Here is a 19,113-nt window from a genome sequence, read left to right as displayed (position 1 = left end):
TTTTCGAGTTCTTCGTCTTCTTGTCCAACTGCAACTGGTTTGCATTAACGGCCGCATCTATTTGCGATCAACAGGACAAGGTTCGACGTGAAAAACTCCCGCGCGAAAAACAACAATCCCGCCATGCTTTCTTCCCGTTGGCTGCCCCTGGCGCTGGCACTGGTCGTCAATGCGGGCATACCGCTGGCGTCTGCCGAGGCGGCTGGCGGCAATATCCACATTCAAGCACAACCCCTGGGGGCGGCCCTGAGCCAACTGGGCCAGCAAACCTCCCTGCAGGTTTTTTTCGATCCGCAACTGGTGGCCGGCAAGCAGGCGCCGGCGGTGGACGGCAACCTGTCGCCGGAGCAAGCCTTGGGCCAGTTGTTGCAGGGCAGCGGCCTGGAGTATTCGATTGACCAGGGCTCGGTCACTTTGAGCCCGGCCGCCACGTCGGCGTCTGGATCGGGCCCGCTGGAACTGGGGGTGACCGCCATCACCGTGGTCGGCGACTGGCTGGCTGATGCCAATGCAGCCGTGGTGCAGAACCACCCCGGTGCGCGCACGGTGATCCGTCGCGAAGCCATGGTCGAGCAGGGCGCGATGACCGTCGGCGACGTGCTCAAGCGCGTACCCGGGGTGCAGGTCCAGGACGCCAACGGCACGGGCGGCAGTGACATCTCCCTGAACGTCGGCGTGCGAGGCCTGACCTCGCGCCTGTCACCGCGCTCCACGGTGTTGATCGATGGTGTCCCGGCTGCCTTCGCCCCCTACGGCCAGCCGCAAGCTGTCGATGGCGCCGATTTCCTCCGGCAACCTCGACAGCATCGACGTGGTGCGAGGCGCCGGTTCGGTTCGTTATGGCCCACAGAACGTCGGCGGGGTGATCAACTTTGTTACCCGGGCTATCCCGGAGAAAGCCACCGGGGAAATCGGCAGCACCCTGGAGACCTCCCAGCGCGGTGGCTGGAAGCACATCGACACGGCGTTTCTCGGCGGCACCGCGGACAATGGCATGGGCGTGGCGCTGTTGTACTCCGGGGTCAACGGCAACGGCTACCGGGCGAGCAACAACGGCAACGACATTGACGACGTGATCCTCAAGACGCACTGGGCGCCCACCGATGTCGACGATTTCTCGCTGAACTTCCACTACTACGACGCCAAGGCCGACATGCCCGGCGGGCTGACCCAGCAGCAGTACGACGAAAATCCCTACCAGTCGGTGCGGGACTACGACAGCTTCAGCGGTCGACGCAAGGACGTGTCCTTCAAGTGGGTGCGGATGATCGACGACCGCACCCAGGCCGAAGTGCTGACCTACTACTCCGACAGTTTTCGCGGTAGCACCATCGCCGCCCGTGACCAGAAGACCCTGAGCGCCTACCCGCGGACCTACTACACCTTCGGCATCGAGCCACGGGTGTCCCATGTGTTCGATGTCGGCCCGACGTCCCAGGAAGTCAGCGTGGGTTATCGCTACCTCAAGGAGGGCATGCACGAGCAGGCCAGCCGCCTGGCGCTGGTGAACAACCAGCCGGTGCAGACCCCGACCGCCGACGGCCACGTGTACCAGGACCGCACCGGCGGCACCGAAGCCAACGCTGTCTACGTCGACAACAAAATCGATGTCGGCAACTGGACCGTGACCCCGGGCATTCGTTTTGAAGACATCCGCACCGAGTGGCACGACCGCCCGGTGCTCGATACGTCGGGCAAGCCGGTGCAGGAGAAACGCCGCAGCATCGACAGCCATGAACCGCTGCCGGCCTTGAGCGTGATGTATCACCTGTCCGATGCCTGGAAGCTGTTCGCCAACTACGAAACTTCGTTCGGCGCCCTGCAGTATTTCCAGCTCGGCCAGGGCGGTTCGGGTGACGAGACCGCCAGCGGCCTGAATCCGGAAAAGGCCAAGACCTACGAAATCGGTACGCGCTACAACGATGATGTGTGGGGCGGTGAAGTGACGCTGTTCTACATCGACTTCGATGAAGAACTGCAATACATCAGCAACGATGCCGGCTGGACCAACCTCGGCGCCACCACCCACCAGGGCATTGAAGCTTCGGTGCACTACGACATGGCCGCGCTCGACCCTCGGCTCGATGGCCTGACCGCCAATGCCGGCGTTACCTACACCCGTGCCGTGTATGAAGGCGAGATCCCGGGCTTCAAGGGCCGTGACCTGCCGTTTTATTCCCGGCAGGTGGCCACCGTCGGCTTGCGTTACGACGTCAACCGCTGGACCTACAACGTCGACGCGTTCGCCCAGTCCAAGCAGCACTCACCGGGCACTGCGGTGAATGCCGATGGCAGTTTCAGTGGCGACTACATCACCGAAGGCACTGCCGACGGACAGTACGGCGACATTCCGGGTTACGTGACCTGGAACGTGCGTGGCGGCTATGACTTTGGCGCGCAACTGTCGAACCTGAAGCTTGGCGCCGGGGTGAAAAACCTCTTCGACAAGCAGTACTTCACCCGCTCCAGCGACAACAATGCGGGCATGTACGTCGGTGCGCCACGGACCTTTTTCGTCCAGGCCAGCGTCGGTTTCTGACCGCGCGCAGTGCTTGCAAGGCGATCACACCTTTAACACTTTCCCGCCAATGGCCACCGCCACCAGCAACACCGCCATCAAGCCGAAGGCGAAACTCAGGCTGCTGGCGTGGGCGACAAATCCGATCACTGCCGGCCCGGCGAGAATGCCGGCATAACCCAGGGTGGTGATGGCCGGGACGGCGATGCTTTCGGGCATCACCGTCTGTTTGCCCACCGCGGTGTACAGCACCGGCACGATGTTCGAGCAGCCCACGCCCAGCAGGGCATAGCCCACCAGGGCCGCTTCCCAGCTCGGGGCGAAGGTCGCCAGGAACAAGCCCGCAGCGGCGGTCAAACCACCGAACACGATGACCCGGGTAGCGCCCAGCCGGCGGACAATCCGGTCGCCGGTCAGGCGTCCGATGGTCATGGTCAGGGCGAACGCCGCATACCCCAATCCCGCATAGGCCGTGTCGATCCCGCGCTCCTGGGCCAGGAACACCGCGCTCCAGTCCAGTGCCGCGCCTTCGGCGAGGAACACGATGAAGCACATGCCGCCGATGAACAGCACGATCCCGTGGGGCACCGCGAACGCCGGCCCGGTGCTTTCGCTGCCGTAGGTCAGCAGGTGGGGCGCGGCCTTGAACAGCGCAGCCAGCAGCATGACGATCACCACGGCCATCGCCCCCAGCGGGGAAATCCCCAGGCCCAGCAGGGCGCTGACCCCGCCCGCGCCGACAATCCCGCCGAGGCTGAACATGCCATGAAACCCCGACATCATGGTCTTGCCGCTGGCGCGCTCGACAATCACCGCCTGCAGGTTGGTCGTCGAGTCCACCGTGCCCAGGCCGGCACCGAACAGGAACAGCGCGGCGATCAGCAAGGGCACCGTGGACACCGTGGCCAGCAACGGCAGCGCCAGGCAGATCAGCAGCGTGCCGCCGCTCAGCACCCGCCGACAGCCGAAGCGCGTCGCCAGCACGCCGGCCAGCGGCATCGCCAGGATCGAGCCCACCCCCAGGCTCAACAGCAGCAAGCCGAGGGTCCCTTCATCCAGCCCGGCCCGTGCCTTGGCGTAGGGCACCAGCGGCGCCCACGCGGCAATGCCAAAACCGGCGATGAAGAACGCGATGCGGGTCGACATCTGCTCGAGGCGCCCAGGGACTACCTGGGCGGGTGATGTGATGGCGGTCATGGAACATCCTTGGTCTTTCAATGGAAGCGGCAAACAGGGGCACATCCTTGCACATCAACGACCGTCAGACGACCTCGGGGTTCGTCACCAGGCGGTTCGTTGATCCGAGGAAATCGCCTACAGTAGGCAATCATTCCAGACTCAACCCAGGAGCTGTTCATGACGTCGTTGTTTGATGCACGCGGGAATATCTATGCCGTGGTCAGCCCCGTGCAATTGCGCGAACTGGGGATCGACCTGCCCGACGCCGCCGCCGAGGCGGCGCAACAAGCAATGGCCTGGACAACACGGGCGATCCAGGCCTGCTGCAGTTGGGCGCCGGGCACGCGACCCGCTGGGGCCAAGGCACATCGCAGCGATGGTTTGCTGGTCGGCCCGTTTCAGCAGACCGCGCCGTTTGACCTGTTGATCGTCAACACCGACGGGACCCTGGCCGAGCGCAGCGGCAACGGCTTGACCATCTTCGCCCAGGCGCTGACCGAGCAGGGCTTGATGCCGGCCAAGGGCGGCTGTTTGCTCAAGGTCCATCATGACCAGGGCAACGCCCGGTCGCCCGTGCACACCTCGGTGCAGGCGGCCGAGGTCGAGGGTGTGCAAGGGTTCTGGCTGGACCTGGGCAAGCCTGCGTTCGGCCCGCCAGCGGTGACGGCTCAGGGGGTGTCAGCGGCGCAGCTCAATCAACGACCATTGAGCCATGTGCCGCAACTGGCCCGGGTCAATCGGCAGTGGTCACACAGTCAATTCGTGCGCATCGGCAACCCCCATTGCGTGACGCTGGTGGCCCAGGCGCACGAGCTGCCGAGCAACCCGCAGATGGCCGCTCCCGGCCTGGCTGACGACCTGACCCGCATCGCTTTTGCCCCGCCCAGCGGCGGGGGCCAGCCGTGTGCCGCCGGGGTCAATCTGCAATGGGCAATGCGCGAATCGGCCAATCGCCTCAGCGCCCGGGTGTTCGAGCGCGGCGAAGGCCCGACCGCGTCCTCGGGCACCAGTGCCAGCGCGGTGGCCTGTGCGGCGTGGAGTGTCGGCTGGGTGAGCGCAGGCACGGTGGCGGTGGTGATGCCCGGCGGCACGGCCCCGGTGTTGCTCGAAGAGCAGGGCGGTGAGTTGAGCCGGGTCAGCTTGTTCGGGACGGCGCGCTTGATGCGTTGAATTCACATCCACCATCACCGCAGCAACGGCTAAGCCCACAAACCCAGTCTCGACAACCGCGACGCAGATTTGCGCGATGCGTGGCCCCCTGTGCGAGCCTGCTCAATATCCCCTACAAAGCCGAGCCAAACATCTCGATCACCGGCATCTGCCGTTTCATCAACACCTTGCCACCGCGGATCGAGTACAACGGCAGGCCCTGGCTGCGGATCACTTCGTAGTCGCTGTCGGCCGAGAGGATCAGCAGGTTGGCCGGCCGTCCCGGTTCCAGCCCGTAGCGGTCACCCAGGGCCATGGCCTTGGCGCTGTTGTCCGTCACCAGGTCCAGCGAGCTTTGCAGGTTGCGGTAGCCGAGCATGTGGCAGATGTGCAGGCCGGCTTCCAGGACCCGCAGGATGTTGCCGTTGCCCAGCGGGTACCAGGGGTCGACGATCGAGTCCTGGCCAAAACACACGTTCATGCCGGCTTCGAGCAATTCGTTGACCCGGGTCACGCCCCGGCGTTTCGGGAAATTGTCGAAGCGCCCTTGCAAGTGAATGCTCTCGGTCGGGCAGGAGACAAAACTGATCCCCGAGTGCCCCAGCAGGCGAAATAACTTGGCGCAGTAAGCGTTGTCGTACGAACCCATGGCCGTGGTGTGGCTGGCGGTCACCCGCGCACCCATGTCGCGGCTGCGGGCTTCTTCGGCCAGCACTTCAAGAAAGCGCGAGTGCGGGTCGTCGGTTTCGTCGCAATGCACGTCCACCAGGCAGCCGGTGCGCTCGGCCAGGTCCATCAGGAACTTCACCGAACTGACGCCCTGGTCGCGGGTGTATTCAAAGTGCGGGATCCCGCCCACCACGTCGGCCCCCAGGCGAATCGCTTCCTCCATGAGCTCGCGGCCGTTGCGGTAGGACTCGATGCCCTCCTGGGGAAAGGCGACGATCTGCAGGTCGATCAGGTGCCGACTCTCTTCGCGCACTTCGAGCATGGCCTTGAGCGCGGTCAGTTGCGGGTCGGTGACATCGACGTGGGTGCGCACATGCTGGATACCATGGGCGGCGAGGGCGTCGATGGTCTTTTTCGCCCGGGTCTTGGTGTCTTCCTGGGTAATGGTCGCCTTGCGCTCGCCCCAGCATTCGATGCCTTCGAACAGCGTGCCGCTCATGTTCCAGCGCGGCTCACCGGCGGTCAGCGTGGCGTCGAGGTGAATGTGCGGCTCGACGAAGGGCGGCACCACCAGGTTGCCACCCGCGTCGAGGTCTTCGGGGCCCAGGGTCGGCGCTTCGGTCTGGCGGGCGATCCCGGAAATAATGCCGTTTTCCAGGTGCAGTTCGTGCAAACCTTCACGGTTGCGCAGGCGGGCGTTGATGATGTGCATCAGGCGAATCCCTTTATAGATCGGGTAGTGCTGCGCTGGAGGTACGGGTCCCCAGGACGCAGGTCAATGCCACATACGTTAGCGCGGCAGCGCCTATGCCGACCAGCGGCGCGACCCACGGCGAGCCGAACGCGGCGACGGTGCCCACCCCATAGGCGGCGAGTCCGGCCCAGTTGAAGGCTGGCAGCCGGGTATCGGCCAGGCGCGGATAGTGACCACGATAACGGTAGAAGAAGTCCGCCATGATCACCCCGCCAATCGGCGGAATCACCGTGCCCAACAGGATCAGGTAAGGCACCAGCATGTCGTACATGCCCAGCAGCGCCAGCAGGGTGCCGATCACGGCGCCGGCCAGGGTCACGGTTTTGCGACGCCGGGTGCGCAGCAGGTTGCAGCCGGCGACGGCGAAGTTGTAGATGGTGTTGTCCTGGGTGCTCCAGATGTTGAGCAACAGCATGGCCATCGCGGCCATGGCGAACCCTTGCAACAGCAGGACCTCGACCACGTCCGGCTGCTGATAGACGATGGCCCCGTAGGCGCCGATCAGGACCATCAGGCCGTTGCCAAGGAAAAACCCGATCAGGCTCGCCAGCACCGCGACCTTGGCGGAGCGCGAGAAGCGGGTCCAGTTGGTGGCCTGGGTCGCGCCGCTGACGAAGGTGCCGAACACCAGGGTGATGGCGGTCGACCAGTCCAGGTGGGTGCTTGGCACCACTGCCAGCAGCGCGTCGAGGCCACCGATCTTGAGCGTGGCGACCCACATCGACAGCATCAACAACAGCATCATGGCCGGCACCGCGATGTAGGAGAGGATTTCCAGGCCGCGATAGCCGACATAGGCCGTGGCGCAGAACATCAGGCCGAACAGCACCATCAGCCCCAGCACCGTGTCGTCGCTCAACTGCAAGTATTTGCCCAGCACCACGGCAGCCGTGGCCGTGCCCCAGGCATACCAGCCAATCTGGGTGAAACCGAGGATCAGGTCGCTGAGTTTGCTGCCCAGCTCACCAAAGCAGAAACGCCCCATCAGCACCGAATTGAGGCCGCTCTTGAAGGCGATGTAACCCAGGCCCGCGGCATACATGCCCAGCAGCAGGTTGCCGAGGGCAATCACCGCGAGCATCTCGCTAAAACTGAACGCCACCCCGAGCTTGCCCCCGGCAAACATGGTCGCGGTAAAAAAGGTGAAGCCCAGCAGCACCATGGCTGTCGACATCAGGCCCTTGCGGGCATGCATCGGCACTTCACTCAAGGGGTAGTCATTGCCCGGATCGTTCTGCGTCATGTGGCGTTCCTTGCGGGAGAGGAGGACACGGGGATGTAGCAGTGCGCGTGCCAAAGCAGCGATTGGCCCTGTTACTTATAGTCGAGCGCGGGTATTTGGCCCAAGGCGGGCACGAAAGCAGTGCGTCTGAGGAAACACGAGACCCAAGTGGGGGCGAGTCTGCAAGGTCATGAGAACCCCCAAGGCACAGGCACAAAAAAACCACCGGGGGGACGGTGGTTTTTTTGACGGCCTGGCTTATTCGCCGCGGTAGATGCAACCGCTGGTGCAGGTCTCGTGGATGCGGATTGCACTGAGTTCCGGCAGCAGCGGCTTGAGTTCATTCCAGATGAACTTGGCCAGCACTTCACTGGTCGGGTTTTCCAGGCCTGGGATGTCGTTCAGGTAGTTATGGTCCAGGCGCTCGTACAGTGGCTTGAAGATCGCCTTGATTTCCGAGAAGTCACGGATCCAGCCCGTGTGCGGGTCGAGGTCACCGCTCAGGTGAATCGCCACTTTGAACGAGTGGCCGTGCAGGCGCCCACACTTGTGGCCGTCCGGAACGTGGGGCAGGCGGTGGGCGGACTCGAAGGTGAATTCTTTGAAAATTTCCACGGTTGGACCTGTAGGGCTTGATATACGGGGGTTCTGGAGTTTGGTCAGTCGCTGGTGTACTGATCAATGTACTGATTGGTCGTTGCTGGGGGTCACAGCGGTCATCCATTGCGAGATTGCCGACTGGCGCCAAGCGACCGAGTTGGGGCCTATTCTAACCTGTTTTGGGAAGGTGCCTTCCCTGATGCGACGATAAACAGTGTTACGGCCCAGGCCGGTGGTGTGAAGCACCTCGTCGAGGCGCAGGAAGCGATCAATTTTTTCTGCTACTGCCATGATGATGCTCCGGGCCGCGCGTGGCGGCAGAAGGTGGTGGATTAGATGGCCATCTCGGCCTGGGTCTCTCGTTGCCAGATGGGCGAACTGTTGTGCGATTCGATGCGGTCAGCGATGACGTTGGCGCGCTGGCCGGCGGTCGGTGGGGCATACATGCCGAAACGGCTGATGCTCCCGCCGTTCACTGCTGCGTTCGTGGAGTCGGCGGAGGCGAATGGCAGATGCTGGAAGATCGCAGGGTCGAGCATTCGTAGGCCGTGAAGCCTGCAAGCTGGGCGGCCTTGGTCGTCGCAGATGGCGTCCATCGCGGCGCCCATCCGCTTCCACCATGATCCAGTGCCCGGTGTAGCCCATTGCCCAGAACTGCCCAGGGCAACCGTTCGCCAACACCTCGCCAGCCGCTCCAACCGCTCAAGCGATTCGTGCAAGTGCCAGACAGGCACGCCGCGAAGCTCCTCTGGCCACTGCCGAACAAGGTCGTCGTTGGCCTTTTCGTCGCCGTCGATGACGTCCGGAATAAGCGCCCAAGTGAATCCAGGGTGACGGTGCCAGTCTTCGACCCAGCGTGTGTAGCCTTCGACGTCTACCTGGCCGCCTTTCTTCCACACTGTGAATGCGCCGTTATCGAAAACAAACGATTTGCATACATCGGCGACAATCCCGAGATCGTCCTTGCGTGGGAACGGCACCAGCGCGTGCCGGCCGGCCAGGAACTTAGCGGCGTCCTCGCGCTTACCGCCGACAGGCGTGCCGTGGTAATGAATCATCCGCTGAGCCTCACTGTTTCGATCTCGACGCCCTGGTGTGTGGCAATGATCGTCTGATCACCACCCAGTGCTTCGGACAGGCGATCGGCGATCTGTTCGTGCCAGCCTTTTTTGATGATCGCGGTCGCGGCCTTGATGTGCTCGACGTAGATCATCGCCGGCGACCGAACTTCAAGCCGATAGATGATCAGTTCGCAGTCCGACGGGCAGACGGCTGCTAAGGTGTGTCGGTAGGTATTCATCACCGCGGCCCCTTGTAGCAGTACACGTAGGCGAACCAGGCAAGGGCGATCATGGCGTCACCTGCGGACTTTCTTCTGCGACATTGCACGACCCGCAACCATCATCGCAGGCGCCGCAGAACTCTTTACCGGCGGCTACTGCATCGACTTCACGCTGCAAGCTCGGCACATACCGGACCCAAACGCAGATCGGGCCATCATCAGTGTCGTGGATCGAGAAGATGAACCAGCCTTCGCCGGCGGGCGGAGTTGGCTCCCAGGCCGAGCAATTTGCAATCCCGCTGGCGAACCAGGCCGCCTGCAGTTCCTCCGGGGCGTCACCCTCGAAATTTCGCTCACGAACCTCCAGTCCCCGCTCGGTGAACCATGCGTAAGGGATCAGTTCGTCATCGGTGGATGGCCAAGCCGGGTGAGTCCAGCACCCAGTAGCGTCTCGATGAATCGGCAGCGGCTGGATAAAAACAATTTCTTCAGGCATGACTTCGTCCTTGCCGCTATAGCGGCTGACTTTGAAGGGGGAGGGGTTACAGGTTTTGCGGGTGGAGTACAGATGTACTCCTATCAGGAAGTCTTCTGCTGTTCCTGGCCAAGCGCTGCCTGGACGGCCTCGACAACTCGGCGCAGGTACGTGAATTTGTGGTTCTCTTCGACGGCCTTACCGTCGAGTGGATAATGCCATTCATCGCCGAACAACTCGGTCAGCAGCGCGCTTTGGTGCCAGCATTCGCTCGGGCTCTCGATGCTGCGCAGCACGTCGATGCCATGCCAAAGCTCGCAGGCTTCATCTTTGCTCAGCTCGCCCAGTTCCCATTCGTGGCGACCGGTCTGTTGCCGTCGGCGCTGGACGATGCACTTCTTGGCCAAGTTGTGCAGCGCGTCACCGCTGAAGACGGTGGGGCTGATCCCTCGATCCAGGCAATTCAGAATGTAGTGCCAGTCACAGTCGGCGACAAACTCGGCAACGGTGCGTGGCCCCATGCCGCCCCAGTAAGCGTTCCAGCTGTTGTCCCAGCAATTGATGGTGATCTTGCCCTGGGCGGTCTGATAGTGCGGATTGGATTCGGTTGGGCAATCACGCCGGCCGAAGTCCTCGAGGAACACGGTGATCGGATCAAGTCGCGGGGCACCGGTGATTACGAGCTTCGTGACAGTCAAGCGCTCAACCTGCATCGGCTCGGCCGGTTTGTTTTCTGTGGGCATGGGGATACCTCGCCGGTATATAGTCTCGGCTTTCAGGAAGGGATGAATATGTCATTAGACGTCGTATTGACTTGGCTTGAGAGCCACCCAGGCTTGGCAGCGTGGTTTACATTCATCGGTGGTTTAGCTCTAGGGGCGGCTGGATGGTTCATCCGAGCTTATTCTCGCGGAGCTAGTCAGCGAAAGGCGCACCGGATCGGAATCGCCGCGACCAAAGAAGCAGCTTTGAACGGTGCCATAGCGGTCGAAGACGCAGCATCAGAGTTATTGTTGCTGGCAGAGGCGGCCAACAGCGCAGGGAAAGAAGAGAGGCAGGCTCTAGCGAGTAGGGCTGGGGAGCATTTAGAGATAATTCAAGCGATTGAGCTGCGCGCTACAGCTTCAGAGTTGAAGTCTGAACTGTCGAAAGCGTGTCGTGGGATCAAAGACTTTCAGCGAGCAGTCATCAAGTGGCACGGCGAACATGACTGTGATGACTCTCAGCGACAGGCAGGAAAGGCAGCTATAGACCAAATCCAACTTTCCGCTGCGAAACTAAATCAACACGTTTGATGCGTGGGGTGGGCTTGGTCACTCAAGCTGCCTCCATCATCGCTTCGATAATTCGTTGCCCGGCCAGCGGCGGTACCGCGTTACCTGCCATATGCATAGTCAGCCGATGATTGTCCGGGCGTTTCGTGTCGGCCGGAAACGACATGGCTGCAAGCGCCTCGTTGGCCGAGAGCATCCGCATCTCATCCCCGCGCACCAGGGCCCAACGATCCAGAGTGGTGATGGTTCCAATTGGACGCTCAAGGCAGCGGCCAGTCAGACCGGAGCCGGACCCGTAATAGGGCATGATGAAGCGATCACCGAAGCGCTCCCGGCCATTCTTCACGCGGAGCAGGGTCGATTCAGCCCGGCCCGGCTTCACAACCGGGCTCCACTTGCCCGCTTCGAAGTCGATGAAGGATGAGGCTGGCACATGCCGGCGCAGGTGAAGCTGAAGGTTGAGCGGTGCCTTGCTTCGGGTGCAGACCAGAAACAGTCGCACGCGGTGTTGCGGCACACCGAGATCTGCGCAATCAACGACATGCGGTGCGATCATGTAGCCCAGCGCTGCCATTGCCTGCGACCAGGCAGGGTACAAGGCCCAGGCCGTGAATTCTTCGACGTTCTCGACCAGCACCACTTCCGGCCGGTGGAACTCGGCAGCCGACACCACTGCCCAGGCTGTGGACCGCGATGCATCGTGCTGAGCGTTGCCGGACTTCTTGCCTCGCGCCTTCGAATGCCCCTGGCAACAAGGCGAGGCAAGCATGATGTCGTGGGCTGGAACCTTCGACCAATCCGCCTGGTGCAGGTCCTGGCAGATGTGAATTGCATCCGGGTGGTTGGCGCTGTGCCACTCAACCGCTTCCGGCCAGTGGTTAGCGGCCCAAAGAACGTCGATACCGGCATTGCGGGCACCGGTAGACCATCCGCCGAGACCGGCGAACAAATCGATTGCTGTAGGCATGGAGCGTCCTATGCCGGGGCATGCCCAGTTTGCTGACGATGGAGTTGGAAGAGGAGCCCCAGTGAAAGATGGCGTACCTTGATCACTAGGAGATTTTTGCGACGCAGTACAAAAAGTGAATCCTCCACGGCGTTGTGCCACCATATCGCAAAGTCTCCGAAAACAAGGAATGTGGCTGTGAACGATACCGTTGTGAGTAACGAGGAACCGGGCGAAGAGGTTGGAAGTGAGCCTGTGCAGAAAATCAATCCTATTTCTAACGCAGTGAATCGTTTTGTACATAAGGTTTTAGATATCGAAGAGTGTGCAAAAAGCTGCATACCACAAGCAATACAGGTTTATAAGAAACGTGCTAGGTCGATAAATACTGCGTTTAAGAAGAATCAGGCAATACTAGAGGGTAAGGAATCTCGCGAAGAAAAATTGGTCGCTGCTCGTGAATTAAGGCAGGCCCTTCGAAGGGCGAAAAGGTTTGAGTTGGATACGAGTGTGTTCACTCTTGAGCGCAGTTTGTTTATCGGTCTTTTTTCTTGTTTTGATAAGTTCGTTGGCGAGCTTATGTTCGCTGTATATCAGGTTTCTCCTGATTTATATAAGGGCCTTAATTGTCAGTTAACGGTGTCGGAGATACTCGGTTATCCGTCACTGGATGAACTGCGTGAAGCGGTCCTTGATAAGGAAATTGAAACCGTCAGGCGGAAAAGTTATTCGGAGCAATTTAAGGAGTTTGAGAGAAGGTTTAGTTTTGAGACTCTTACGAAGTTTGAAAATTGGCCGCGATTTATCGAGTCGGCTCAGCGCCGGAACCTGTTTACGCACTGTGATGGAGTAATTAGCCAGCAGTACTTGAAGGCGTGTGTTGAAGTTGGTTACAAGGTTCCGGATGACGCTGTGGTTGGTCATCAGCTTAAAATAAATAGCGAGTATTTCTTCAAGACTTGTCTCGTCGTTGCAGAAGTTGGCGTTATGCTTGGTCAGACGATATGGCGAAAAATGCTTCCGGATGAAATTAAAGAGGCGGATTCAGCGTTAAACACTTTGATATATGACTACTTGCAAAATGGAGATTTTGAGAAGGTTATTTCATTGTGTAAGTTTGCAAATGGACTTCCCAAGATCTCCAATGAGGTTATGGCGAGGATGTTTACAATTAATTATGCGATTGCTGTTAAAAATGTGAGCGGGCTCGCTGCCGCTAAGAAAATTTTGGATAAAAAGGACTGGTCCGCGACAATATATGATTTCAAATTGGCAAGGGCTGTGTTGTTAGATGATTTTGATTCAGCTAAAGAGCATATGCTGAAAATTGGGCAGTCGAGCGATTTAGTATTCGAAGACGCCTATCATGACTGGCCATTATTTAAGCAGTTTCGGGAAAGTGAACAGTTTTTAGAAGGTTACGAACAAGTGTTTGGAGTGAAGTACTTGGCTAAGCTTTCGGAACTGGTTGCGAGTACACAGGCTGCTGCTGCAGAGGACGCACAAGAAGGGTAACTGTTGCGGGTGCCACCGCCTTTCGCGGTGGCGTACCCCAATAATTCGAGCTTAAAAATCCCTTGCTCTTCATCGTTCTTTCATAGCAGCTCCATTTTCTGCGACGGGGTAACCTCACTAGCCAGTGCTAGCAAAGGCAATGTGCTACTGCAGATTGCTTCGTTCGATGATGGGCTGTCAAGTCAATGATCCCATCCGCTAACAATTTTGCTTGCTGCCTTAATTTGAGAGGCCGCGACCCTCCATGACGGGGTGCCACAGAGAGCAAGCTGGTTGCCCGGGAGTGTTGCTTACTTCGGATCGAATGCGCCCAAAGACAGGGCTGCTGCATCACCGATCCTGTCCTGCAGAACCGTCTTGAATTCCTGTGCGATGTCCTCGCGCTGAACTTCCTCGCCGACCCAGCGAAGTTTCAGCACCGGCTGCGCGCCGCTAGTGATTACCGATACGCGGAGCATGATCTGCTGTTCGGTCAGGCCTTCGAATGGAATCACATTGAACAGCAAGGTGGTCGGCAGCGTCTCTTTGCTGCGGGCCTCGATCTGGTCCAGCGTGCTGCGGCTGGCGCTGGTTTCACCGACGGTGTGATCCGATTCGGACGCGGCCTTGATGGTGATGGTGCGCACTGCGGCGATGGCCTTGGCGATTGTCATCGACTGGCCGCCCTCATCGGCGGCAGTGAGGAACTGATTCCAGTCCTCGATCCAGTCGCTGAGTTCTTTCTGCGACATCGCACGGCCACCGATTGCCTGGGCTGCCTTGTAGCCGGCCGATGCCTTCAGCTTCAGTACTGCGCGGTCATCTGCGTGGCCCGGATTTTCGTCAGTGCCCAGGTTGAACAGCAGCGTGCAGGTCATTTCGTCCTGGTCGATGAAGCCCTTTGCGGTTGCGATTGCGCGGTCGGCCACGTAGGCGCTGAAGTCGGCCAGGGAGTGGGTGGAGTAGATACCGCGGAATCGGCTGCGACCGGCCTGCCATTTTTCCAGCGTGACGACTTGGCAGCCTTCAGGCAGCACGATGGCTGGTGTTTGGGTAGCCAGAGTTTTGCCGCTCGCTTCGAGCGCGGTGTCGGTGATGAGCTGGATCGCTTCTTTGGTCAGAGACATTGGTCAGTTCCTTGATGGTCAGGTGTTCAGGTGCGTGGGGTGATTGGGGCTTGCTCACGACTGAAGAGCTGGTCGTGCTTTTCCGCGAAGAGGGTGATCTTGCCGCCGGAGCCGACGTGCATGGGGGTATCCAGGCTGGTGTTTTCACTGCGTGTGCCGCGCTTGGTCGGCACCTTGTAATCGAGCTTGTGCTTGATCTTCACCTGGCTCGATTCCCCGATTTGGCTGAAGTCCAGGGTGATTACCAGCTTGCCGGCCTTGCCGTGGTCAACTACTCCGGCGGCCACTTCGGAAAGGGCGTGGCCGATCTGGCTGGCGAAAGCGCCGCCGTTCAGCTCTTCGAGGAACTCTGCGGTATCGGTAGGGGTGGACATGGCTGTTTCTCCGGGGTGGCCAACAGGCCGCTGGGTGGAAGGTTGAATTGCGACTGGCGAAGGCGCTGGCGCACCTGGTTGTTTATCCGCCTCATGCGGTTTCGGAAAACGTGAAGCCGTTTTCACGCGCAATGAGTTTCACCCGGCCGGGTCGCATCTTCAGCTCTGCCGCGGCGGCGGCAACGGTCTTGCCTGCGTCGGCCTGGGCCTTGACCATGGGAGCCAGCTTGGCGCGCTCGGCCTTGAGCCGGTCCTGATGGGTAGATGCGCCATAGCCGACCATTTCCGCGCTGACGCCGCTGTCGATCTCCTGCACCGTCTTGCCGGCGCCGAAGAACTGATCCAGCTTCTGGTTCAGGTCCGCGATGATCGAGTCACGCGGGTTAGGCATTGGGACGCCGATCATTGCGCACCTCCTGATCGGCGGTTGGCCTGCTCTTCGAACTGCATGGCGAGGTCGTAGGCCGCTTTGAAGGTTTCGCGGAAAGCGCGGGGTTTCCCTGTGCTCCGATCGACCACCTGGTACATGCCATGGCCCTTGCCGGAAACCTGAAAGCGCACTTTCTTTGGAGGCATGACGCGGTCGACGCGCTCGAAGAACTCGAGCCGGGCGGCATGTGTCTGACGCAGTAGCGCACCGAGTTCGTCGATGCGCTCTTGAAAGGATGGGTGCATGGCTGATCCCTCGGTGTTTGGTTGCGTGTATTCGTCAGCACTCTGGCCGCCTGCTTGCTGCCGTTGGGCGCAGAGGGGAGTGCTGACGGATAAAGGCAGGCGTAAAAAAGCCCGAGGGTTCCCGGGCTTTTCGTTGTGCTCCACACAGGCCTCCCGATGTGAAAGCTTTTGCCGCCGTTGGGCGGGCTTCGGTATGCGCTATTTCATTGCCAATCCTCCGTGCTGGGTGGGTGATATGCAGGTGGCCGGCGCTGGGCCGGGTGTTCGTCCGCACTAGTGAGCAGGAAACCTCCTGGCGGGGCGCACGAAGAAAGCTGCTCCCTCGCCGTAAGGGCTTTGTGTGCCGTCATCAAAGTCCATGAAGAAAGCGTTATGGGCTGATCGCTGCGTGCTACTCCAGTACCAGCCGCTATCGAGGCTTGCGGCAATGCTCTGCCACGCTTGGCTCAGCTCGCCAATGCATGGCAGGTAAAAGTCGTGATGACCGTCTGCTGAGTAGCCGTGGGCCGCCTGAGCCGCTGGAAACAATCCGTTGCCGCTCAGAAGGATTGCCGTGTTCTGGAATCCGTTGGTCTCGCTGGTGGCGTCAGTGCCGACGCCGTACTCGCCCCAGGCATGCTTGCCAGCATCCTTCTCCGCGAATATCAGGTGGTACATCTCGCCGCCATCTTGATAAACGCCGGCGTAGATACCGCCTTGGCTTGGCCAGATTGCGCCGATTACTGGGACAATTACGTTCTTCTGTTCGGCGCTCATGGTTTTTCCTTGTCGGTTGTCATCCCGCTGCCCACTCAATGAATGGGCAGAAGTGATGCTCATTGAGCTTAAAGGGCTTCGATTGCCTGCCGGTAGTCGGCGGCGTTCGTGCGGTTGTTCGCGGCGTCTTCGTACTGACCTTCAGCCTCCTGGATCACTGCGTTGTTCTCGCAGTTGGAGGCGTGGATTTCGAGCTGGGCGATTGCGGTTGCGTGCTTCATGGTTGATTACCTGTCGGTTGTCATCCCAAGCAACCCTCGCGAGAAGGTTGCTCAGTGATGCTGTCCTACTACTCAGCAAACCTTGCGTGCCGAATGACCGGACACGGAAGCAGGCTGTGTTGCGTTGTTGTTCCCTGATCGCAATCAGGGTCTGTCTTCTGGTTGTTAAAGAGCGGTAATGCTTTGCAGTGGCTGTGTGTCGCTGCGATGGATGCAATTTAGAAAACTAAACAAAAAGAGTCAACAATAATTTTAGATAACTTAACAAAAGAGTCGGCCGTGTACCGATATGGAATCGCCACGTCAAGACTTACGGTTTACGAAACTACAGGTTATGCTGCGCTTTTACTGTACGTATATACAGTATATGAGGAGAGGGCAGGGCATGGCTAAGAAACAGGCTAAACAGGCAGTGCGTCAGGAAATGAGCGGCATCGAAAGGCTTGGTCTAAGGGTTTCATCGATGATCAATCACCCGATCGCACAGGACCAGCGGTGGGTCAAAATCCATCGATTAGATACAGACGGCGACAGGGAGTGGGACGAGGTTATGGGATTGCTGTCCGAAACGGACGGGATAGAAATGACGTTCAACGATGAGGATGAGTCGGTCACACTGAAGTGGGAAGCGTCATCAGAGAACGACCATCAAGTGGAGGTCCATGACGAGTTCCTGGCAGTGGAGGAGGTCGCCCCATTCTGACAGACAAAGAAAAGCCCGGCGCTTGGCCGGGCTTCGTAGTCGCGATCAATGGATCAGGCCTTGCGCCCATTCCATATGAACAGGACTTTGGCGTGGATCGTCACGTCGTCGATTCTGGCCGTCTGATTCTCGTAATGCTGATTGTCTGAAATAAGTCGGTAGTGCTCTTCATCCAGACGCATCATTCGCTTGATGTAGAGCTCCTGGTGCCAGGTCAGCACGTAAATCCCGTCTCCGACAAAATCCTTGATGCCCTTGTCAACAATGACCAAATCCTTGTCATTGATTGTGCCTTCCATGCTTTGACCCCAACCATTGATCATCGCCAATGCCGCGGTGGAGGTATAGGTGACGCCTTTCTCTCGCAGGATATCTTCGCGCACCACCAGGTTCCGAACCACTTCCGTGTAATCAGGTGGAACCTGACCATGACCCATGGCTGCCCTGATGTCGTACTGCGGAATCAGAATCTCGTCATTGGTGGGGCGTAGCGCTGCGTAGTTACCGGGCAGATGTTGCTGACTATTTGCGGCAGGACTATCCGCCTCAGCTGCCGCTGCAAGCATCATCTCACGTGCTTTCTCAGACAGATTTTTGCCCGCCTTGGTTGCGAGCATATGCGCCACCAACTCCGCACTCGTTGACCCTGCCTTTGGGCCATCCACAGACGATACATCACCCGGTAGTCCAGTTCCCTCAGACAGCCAATCGGGTGAGCACTCCAGGGCCTTCGCCAACGCGAGCAGGTTTTTCCCTTTGGCCCCATTGGTGCCGGATACCCAAAAGCTGACCGTCGCTTTCGATACGCCAGTCAATTTGCTGATGTCCGTTGCGCTGAGGCTCAGCTCTCTCATGCGCGCGGTAACGCGGTCTTTAAATTCCATATTTAGGATTCTAAACATTTTACAGTTTAGATAACTTGCCTTGTATTGTTAAGAACTCTAAACTCGGCGCAGACAATGGAGACAGACCCCATGACCTACAACGAAGCCCTGAAACACTTCGGCACCGGCCGCGCTATCGGTGATGCCCTTGGGGTGAGCGGAAGCCGCGTATCCCAATGCCGTACGACTGGTGGTTTTTCTTACCCGATGCAGTGCGTTCTTGAAAAAGAGTCGCGCGGAGCTTTGATTGCCAAGCGCGAAGACGATCCCGCCCAAGCATTGAAGAAGACTGCATAGCCTCCACGAAACTGATTTTGCAATCAGTACTAGCACCGCGCCACTGAAACAAACATGAGGTTTTACGAATGGAAGATTTCTTGAGGGCTTGCCACACCACCATCAAGGAAAGCGGGGCAGAAGAGTTGGCGGGAAAAATGTGCCTGGCGCACGTGAGTCTGCTGCAGCGCTCGAACCCGGACAACGACAAGCACCACCTGACCATCGAGCATCTGTTCGGGGTTTTGCTGCACACCGGTGACATGAGGCCGCTGAAGGTACTCGCCAATGAGTTTGGCTTCGACCTGGTTGCCAAGACTGCGCCTGCTCCGAAAGCGCTTACGACCTCCTTGATCAGCCTGGGCAAAGAGGTGGCGGATCTGACCATTGCGGTGCATGAGGCCCTAGATGACAACCATGTTTCCCCACTGGAGAAAGCGTCGATCCGCAAAGAGCTCGGGCATGTTCGGCAAAGCCTGGATGTGATGGAAGCGTCAGTAAAGGTCGCCTGAATCGCAGGCATAAAAAAACCGCC

At 59.3% G+C, this 19,113-nt stretch carries 23 protein-coding genes and 1 pseudogene; 7 read left to right on the top strand and 17 right to left on the bottom strand.

Going from position 1 to position 19,113, the window contains the following annotated elements:
- Positions 1–87 precede the first annotated feature (87 nt).
- Positions 88–2,539 (top strand): annotated as a pseudogene (locus Q1W70_RS01920) (TonB-dependent siderophore receptor).
- 24 nt (positions 2,540–2,563) lie between these two features.
- Here Q1W70_RS01920 and Q1W70_RS01915 read toward each other — a convergent pair.
- The gene (locus Q1W70_RS01915; protein ID WP_166590801.1) at positions 2,564–3,715 is read right to left on the bottom strand and encodes an MFS transporter; all 1,152 of its coding nucleotides are present in this window, start codon (positions 3,713–3,715) and stop codon (positions 2,564–2,566) included.
- A 159-nt stretch (positions 3,716–3,874) separates the two neighbouring features.
- Between Q1W70_RS01915 and Q1W70_RS01910 the strand changes: the two genes are divergently transcribed.
- A complete protein-coding gene (locus Q1W70_RS01910; RefSeq protein WP_166590800.1) occupies positions 3,875–4,867 on the top strand; it encodes a diaminopimelate epimerase in 993 nt (330 codons plus the stop codon).
- Between the two features lie 112 nt (positions 4,868–4,979).
- Here Q1W70_RS01910 and codA read toward each other — a convergent pair whose 3' ends face one another.
- From codA to Q1W70_RS01870, 8 genes are all read right to left on the bottom strand, one after another.
- A complete protein-coding gene (codA, locus tag Q1W70_RS01905; RefSeq protein ID WP_166590799.1) occupies positions 4,980–6,227 on the bottom strand; it encodes a cytosine deaminase in 1,248 nt (415 codons plus the stop codon).
- 13 nt (positions 6,228–6,240) lie between these two features.
- On the bottom strand, positions 6,241–7,512 hold the full coding sequence (gene codB / locus Q1W70_RS01900) for a cytosine permease (RefSeq protein ID WP_185818644.1): 1,272 nt from the start codon (positions 7,510–7,512) through the stop codon (positions 6,241–6,243).
- 237 nt (positions 7,513–7,749) lie between these two features.
- Positions 7,750–8,106, bottom strand: coding sequence for a 6-carboxytetrahydropterin synthase QueD (gene queD / locus Q1W70_RS01895; RefSeq protein ID WP_007955941.1), 357 nt, complete (start codon positions 8,104–8,106; stop codon positions 7,750–7,752).
- A gap of 63 nt (positions 8,107–8,169) precedes the next feature.
- On the bottom strand, positions 8,170–8,382 hold the full coding sequence (locus Q1W70_RS01890) for a helix-turn-helix transcriptional regulator (RefSeq protein ID WP_302098596.1): 213 nt from the start codon (positions 8,380–8,382) through the stop codon (positions 8,170–8,172).
- A gap of 41 nt (positions 8,383–8,423) precedes the next feature.
- The gene (locus tag Q1W70_RS01885; RefSeq protein WP_302098595.1) at positions 8,424–9,149 is read right to left on the bottom strand and encodes a hypothetical protein; all 726 of its coding nucleotides are present in this window, start codon (positions 9,147–9,149) and stop codon (positions 8,424–8,426) included.
- Complete coding sequence (locus tag Q1W70_RS01880; RefSeq protein ID WP_302098594.1) at positions 9,146–9,391, bottom strand: hypothetical protein; 246 nt, start codon at positions 9,389–9,391, stop codon at positions 9,146–9,148. Before Q1W70_RS01880 ends, Q1W70_RS01885 begins: the two co-directional genes overlap by 4 nt.
- A 49-nt stretch (positions 9,392–9,440) precedes the next feature.
- Positions 9,441–9,869, bottom strand: a complete 429-nt coding sequence (locus Q1W70_RS01875) for a hypothetical protein (RefSeq protein WP_302098593.1) — start codon at positions 9,867–9,869, stop codon at positions 9,441–9,443.
- Between the two features lie 83 nt (positions 9,870–9,952).
- Positions 9,953–10,591 (bottom strand): phiTE_072 family protein, encoded by a 639-nt coding sequence (locus tag Q1W70_RS01870; RefSeq protein ID WP_302098592.1) that lies wholly within the window; start codon positions 10,589–10,591, stop codon positions 9,953–9,955.
- Between the two features lie 48 nt (positions 10,592–10,639).
- Between Q1W70_RS01870 and Q1W70_RS01865 the strand changes: the two genes are divergently transcribed.
- Positions 10,640–11,143, top strand: a complete 504-nt coding sequence (locus Q1W70_RS01865; RefSeq protein WP_302098591.1) for a hypothetical protein — start codon at positions 10,640–10,642, stop codon at positions 11,141–11,143.
- A gap of 22 nt (positions 11,144–11,165) precedes the next feature.
- Here the strand turns inward: Q1W70_RS01865 and Q1W70_RS01860 are convergent, their stop codons facing one another.
- Complete coding sequence (locus Q1W70_RS01860) at positions 11,166–12,089, bottom strand: DNA cytosine methyltransferase (RefSeq protein ID WP_302098590.1); 924 nt, start codon at positions 12,087–12,089, stop codon at positions 11,166–11,168.
- 177 nt (positions 12,090–12,266) lie between these two features.
- Between Q1W70_RS01860 and Q1W70_RS01855 the strand changes: the two genes are divergently transcribed.
- The gene (locus Q1W70_RS01855; protein ID WP_302098589.1) at positions 12,267–13,583 is read left to right on the top strand and encodes a hypothetical protein; all 1,317 of its coding nucleotides are present in this window, start codon (positions 12,267–12,269) and stop codon (positions 13,581–13,583) included.
- Between the two features lie 290 nt (positions 13,584–13,873).
- Here Q1W70_RS01855 and Q1W70_RS01850 read toward each other — a convergent pair whose 3' ends face one another.
- The 6 genes from Q1W70_RS01850 to Q1W70_RS01825 all read right to left on the bottom strand — a co-directional run bounded on the left by Q1W70_RS01850 (position 13,874) and on the right by Q1W70_RS01825 (position 16,715).
- Complete coding sequence (locus Q1W70_RS01850; RefSeq protein ID WP_302098588.1) at positions 13,874–14,689, bottom strand: YfdQ family protein; 816 nt, start codon at positions 14,687–14,689, stop codon at positions 13,874–13,876.
- A gap of 26 nt (positions 14,690–14,715) precedes the next feature.
- The gene (locus tag Q1W70_RS01845) at positions 14,716–15,063 is read right to left on the bottom strand and encodes a YfdP family phage-associated protein (protein ID WP_302098587.1); all 348 of its coding nucleotides are present in this window, start codon (positions 15,061–15,063) and stop codon (positions 14,716–14,718) included.
- 91 nt (positions 15,064–15,154) lie between these two features.
- Positions 15,155–15,469, bottom strand: coding sequence for a hypothetical protein (locus Q1W70_RS01840; RefSeq protein WP_302098586.1), 315 nt, complete (start codon positions 15,467–15,469; stop codon positions 15,155–15,157).
- Entirely contained in the window at positions 15,466–15,882 is a 417-nt protein-coding gene (locus tag Q1W70_RS01835; RefSeq protein ID WP_302098585.1) for a hypothetical protein, read from the bottom strand. Before Q1W70_RS01835 ends, Q1W70_RS01840 begins: the two co-directional genes overlap by 4 nt.
- A 129-nt stretch (positions 15,883–16,011) precedes the next feature.
- Entirely contained in the window at positions 16,012–16,494 is a 483-nt protein-coding gene (locus tag Q1W70_RS01830; RefSeq protein ID WP_302098584.1) for an Lcl C-terminal domain-containing protein, read from the bottom strand.
- A gap of 68 nt (positions 16,495–16,562) precedes the next feature.
- On the bottom strand, positions 16,563–16,715 hold the full coding sequence (locus tag Q1W70_RS01825; protein WP_302098583.1) for a hypothetical protein: 153 nt from the start codon (positions 16,713–16,715) through the stop codon (positions 16,563–16,565).
- A gap of 385 nt (positions 16,716–17,100) precedes the next feature.
- On the opposite strand from Q1W70_RS01825, the gene Q1W70_RS01820 reads away from it, so the two are divergent.
- The gene (locus Q1W70_RS01820) at positions 17,101–17,418 is read left to right on the top strand and encodes a DUF1654 domain-containing protein (RefSeq protein ID WP_302098582.1); all 318 of its coding nucleotides are present in this window, start codon (positions 17,101–17,103) and stop codon (positions 17,416–17,418) included.
- A 53-nt stretch (positions 17,419–17,471) separates the two neighbouring features.
- Here the strand turns inward: Q1W70_RS01820 and Q1W70_RS01815 are convergent, their stop codons facing one another.
- Entirely contained in the window at positions 17,472–18,302 is an 831-nt protein-coding gene (locus Q1W70_RS01815; protein WP_302098581.1) for a S24 family peptidase, read from the bottom strand.
- Between the two features lie 90 nt (positions 18,303–18,392).
- On the opposite strand from Q1W70_RS01815, the gene Q1W70_RS01810 reads away from it, so the two are divergent.
- Positions 18,393–18,599, top strand: a complete 207-nt coding sequence (locus Q1W70_RS01810) for a hypothetical protein (protein ID WP_302098580.1) — start codon at positions 18,393–18,395, stop codon at positions 18,597–18,599.
- Positions 18,600–18,667: 68 nt separating this feature from the next.
- On the top strand, positions 18,668–19,090 hold the full coding sequence (locus Q1W70_RS01805) for a phage regulatory CII family protein (RefSeq protein ID WP_302098579.1): 423 nt from the start codon (positions 18,668–18,670) through the stop codon (positions 19,088–19,090).
- The last annotated feature ends 23 nt before the right edge of the window (positions 19,091–19,113 follow it).

Source organism: Pseudomonas kielensis, from assembly GCF_030505375.1.
Classification (GTDB): Bacteria; Pseudomonadota; Gammaproteobacteria; order Pseudomonadales; family Pseudomonadaceae; genus Aquipseudomonas; species Aquipseudomonas kielensis.
The sequence above is the reverse complement of the archived record's forward strand: the minus strand, read 5'-3'. Positions and strand labels throughout refer to the sequence as shown.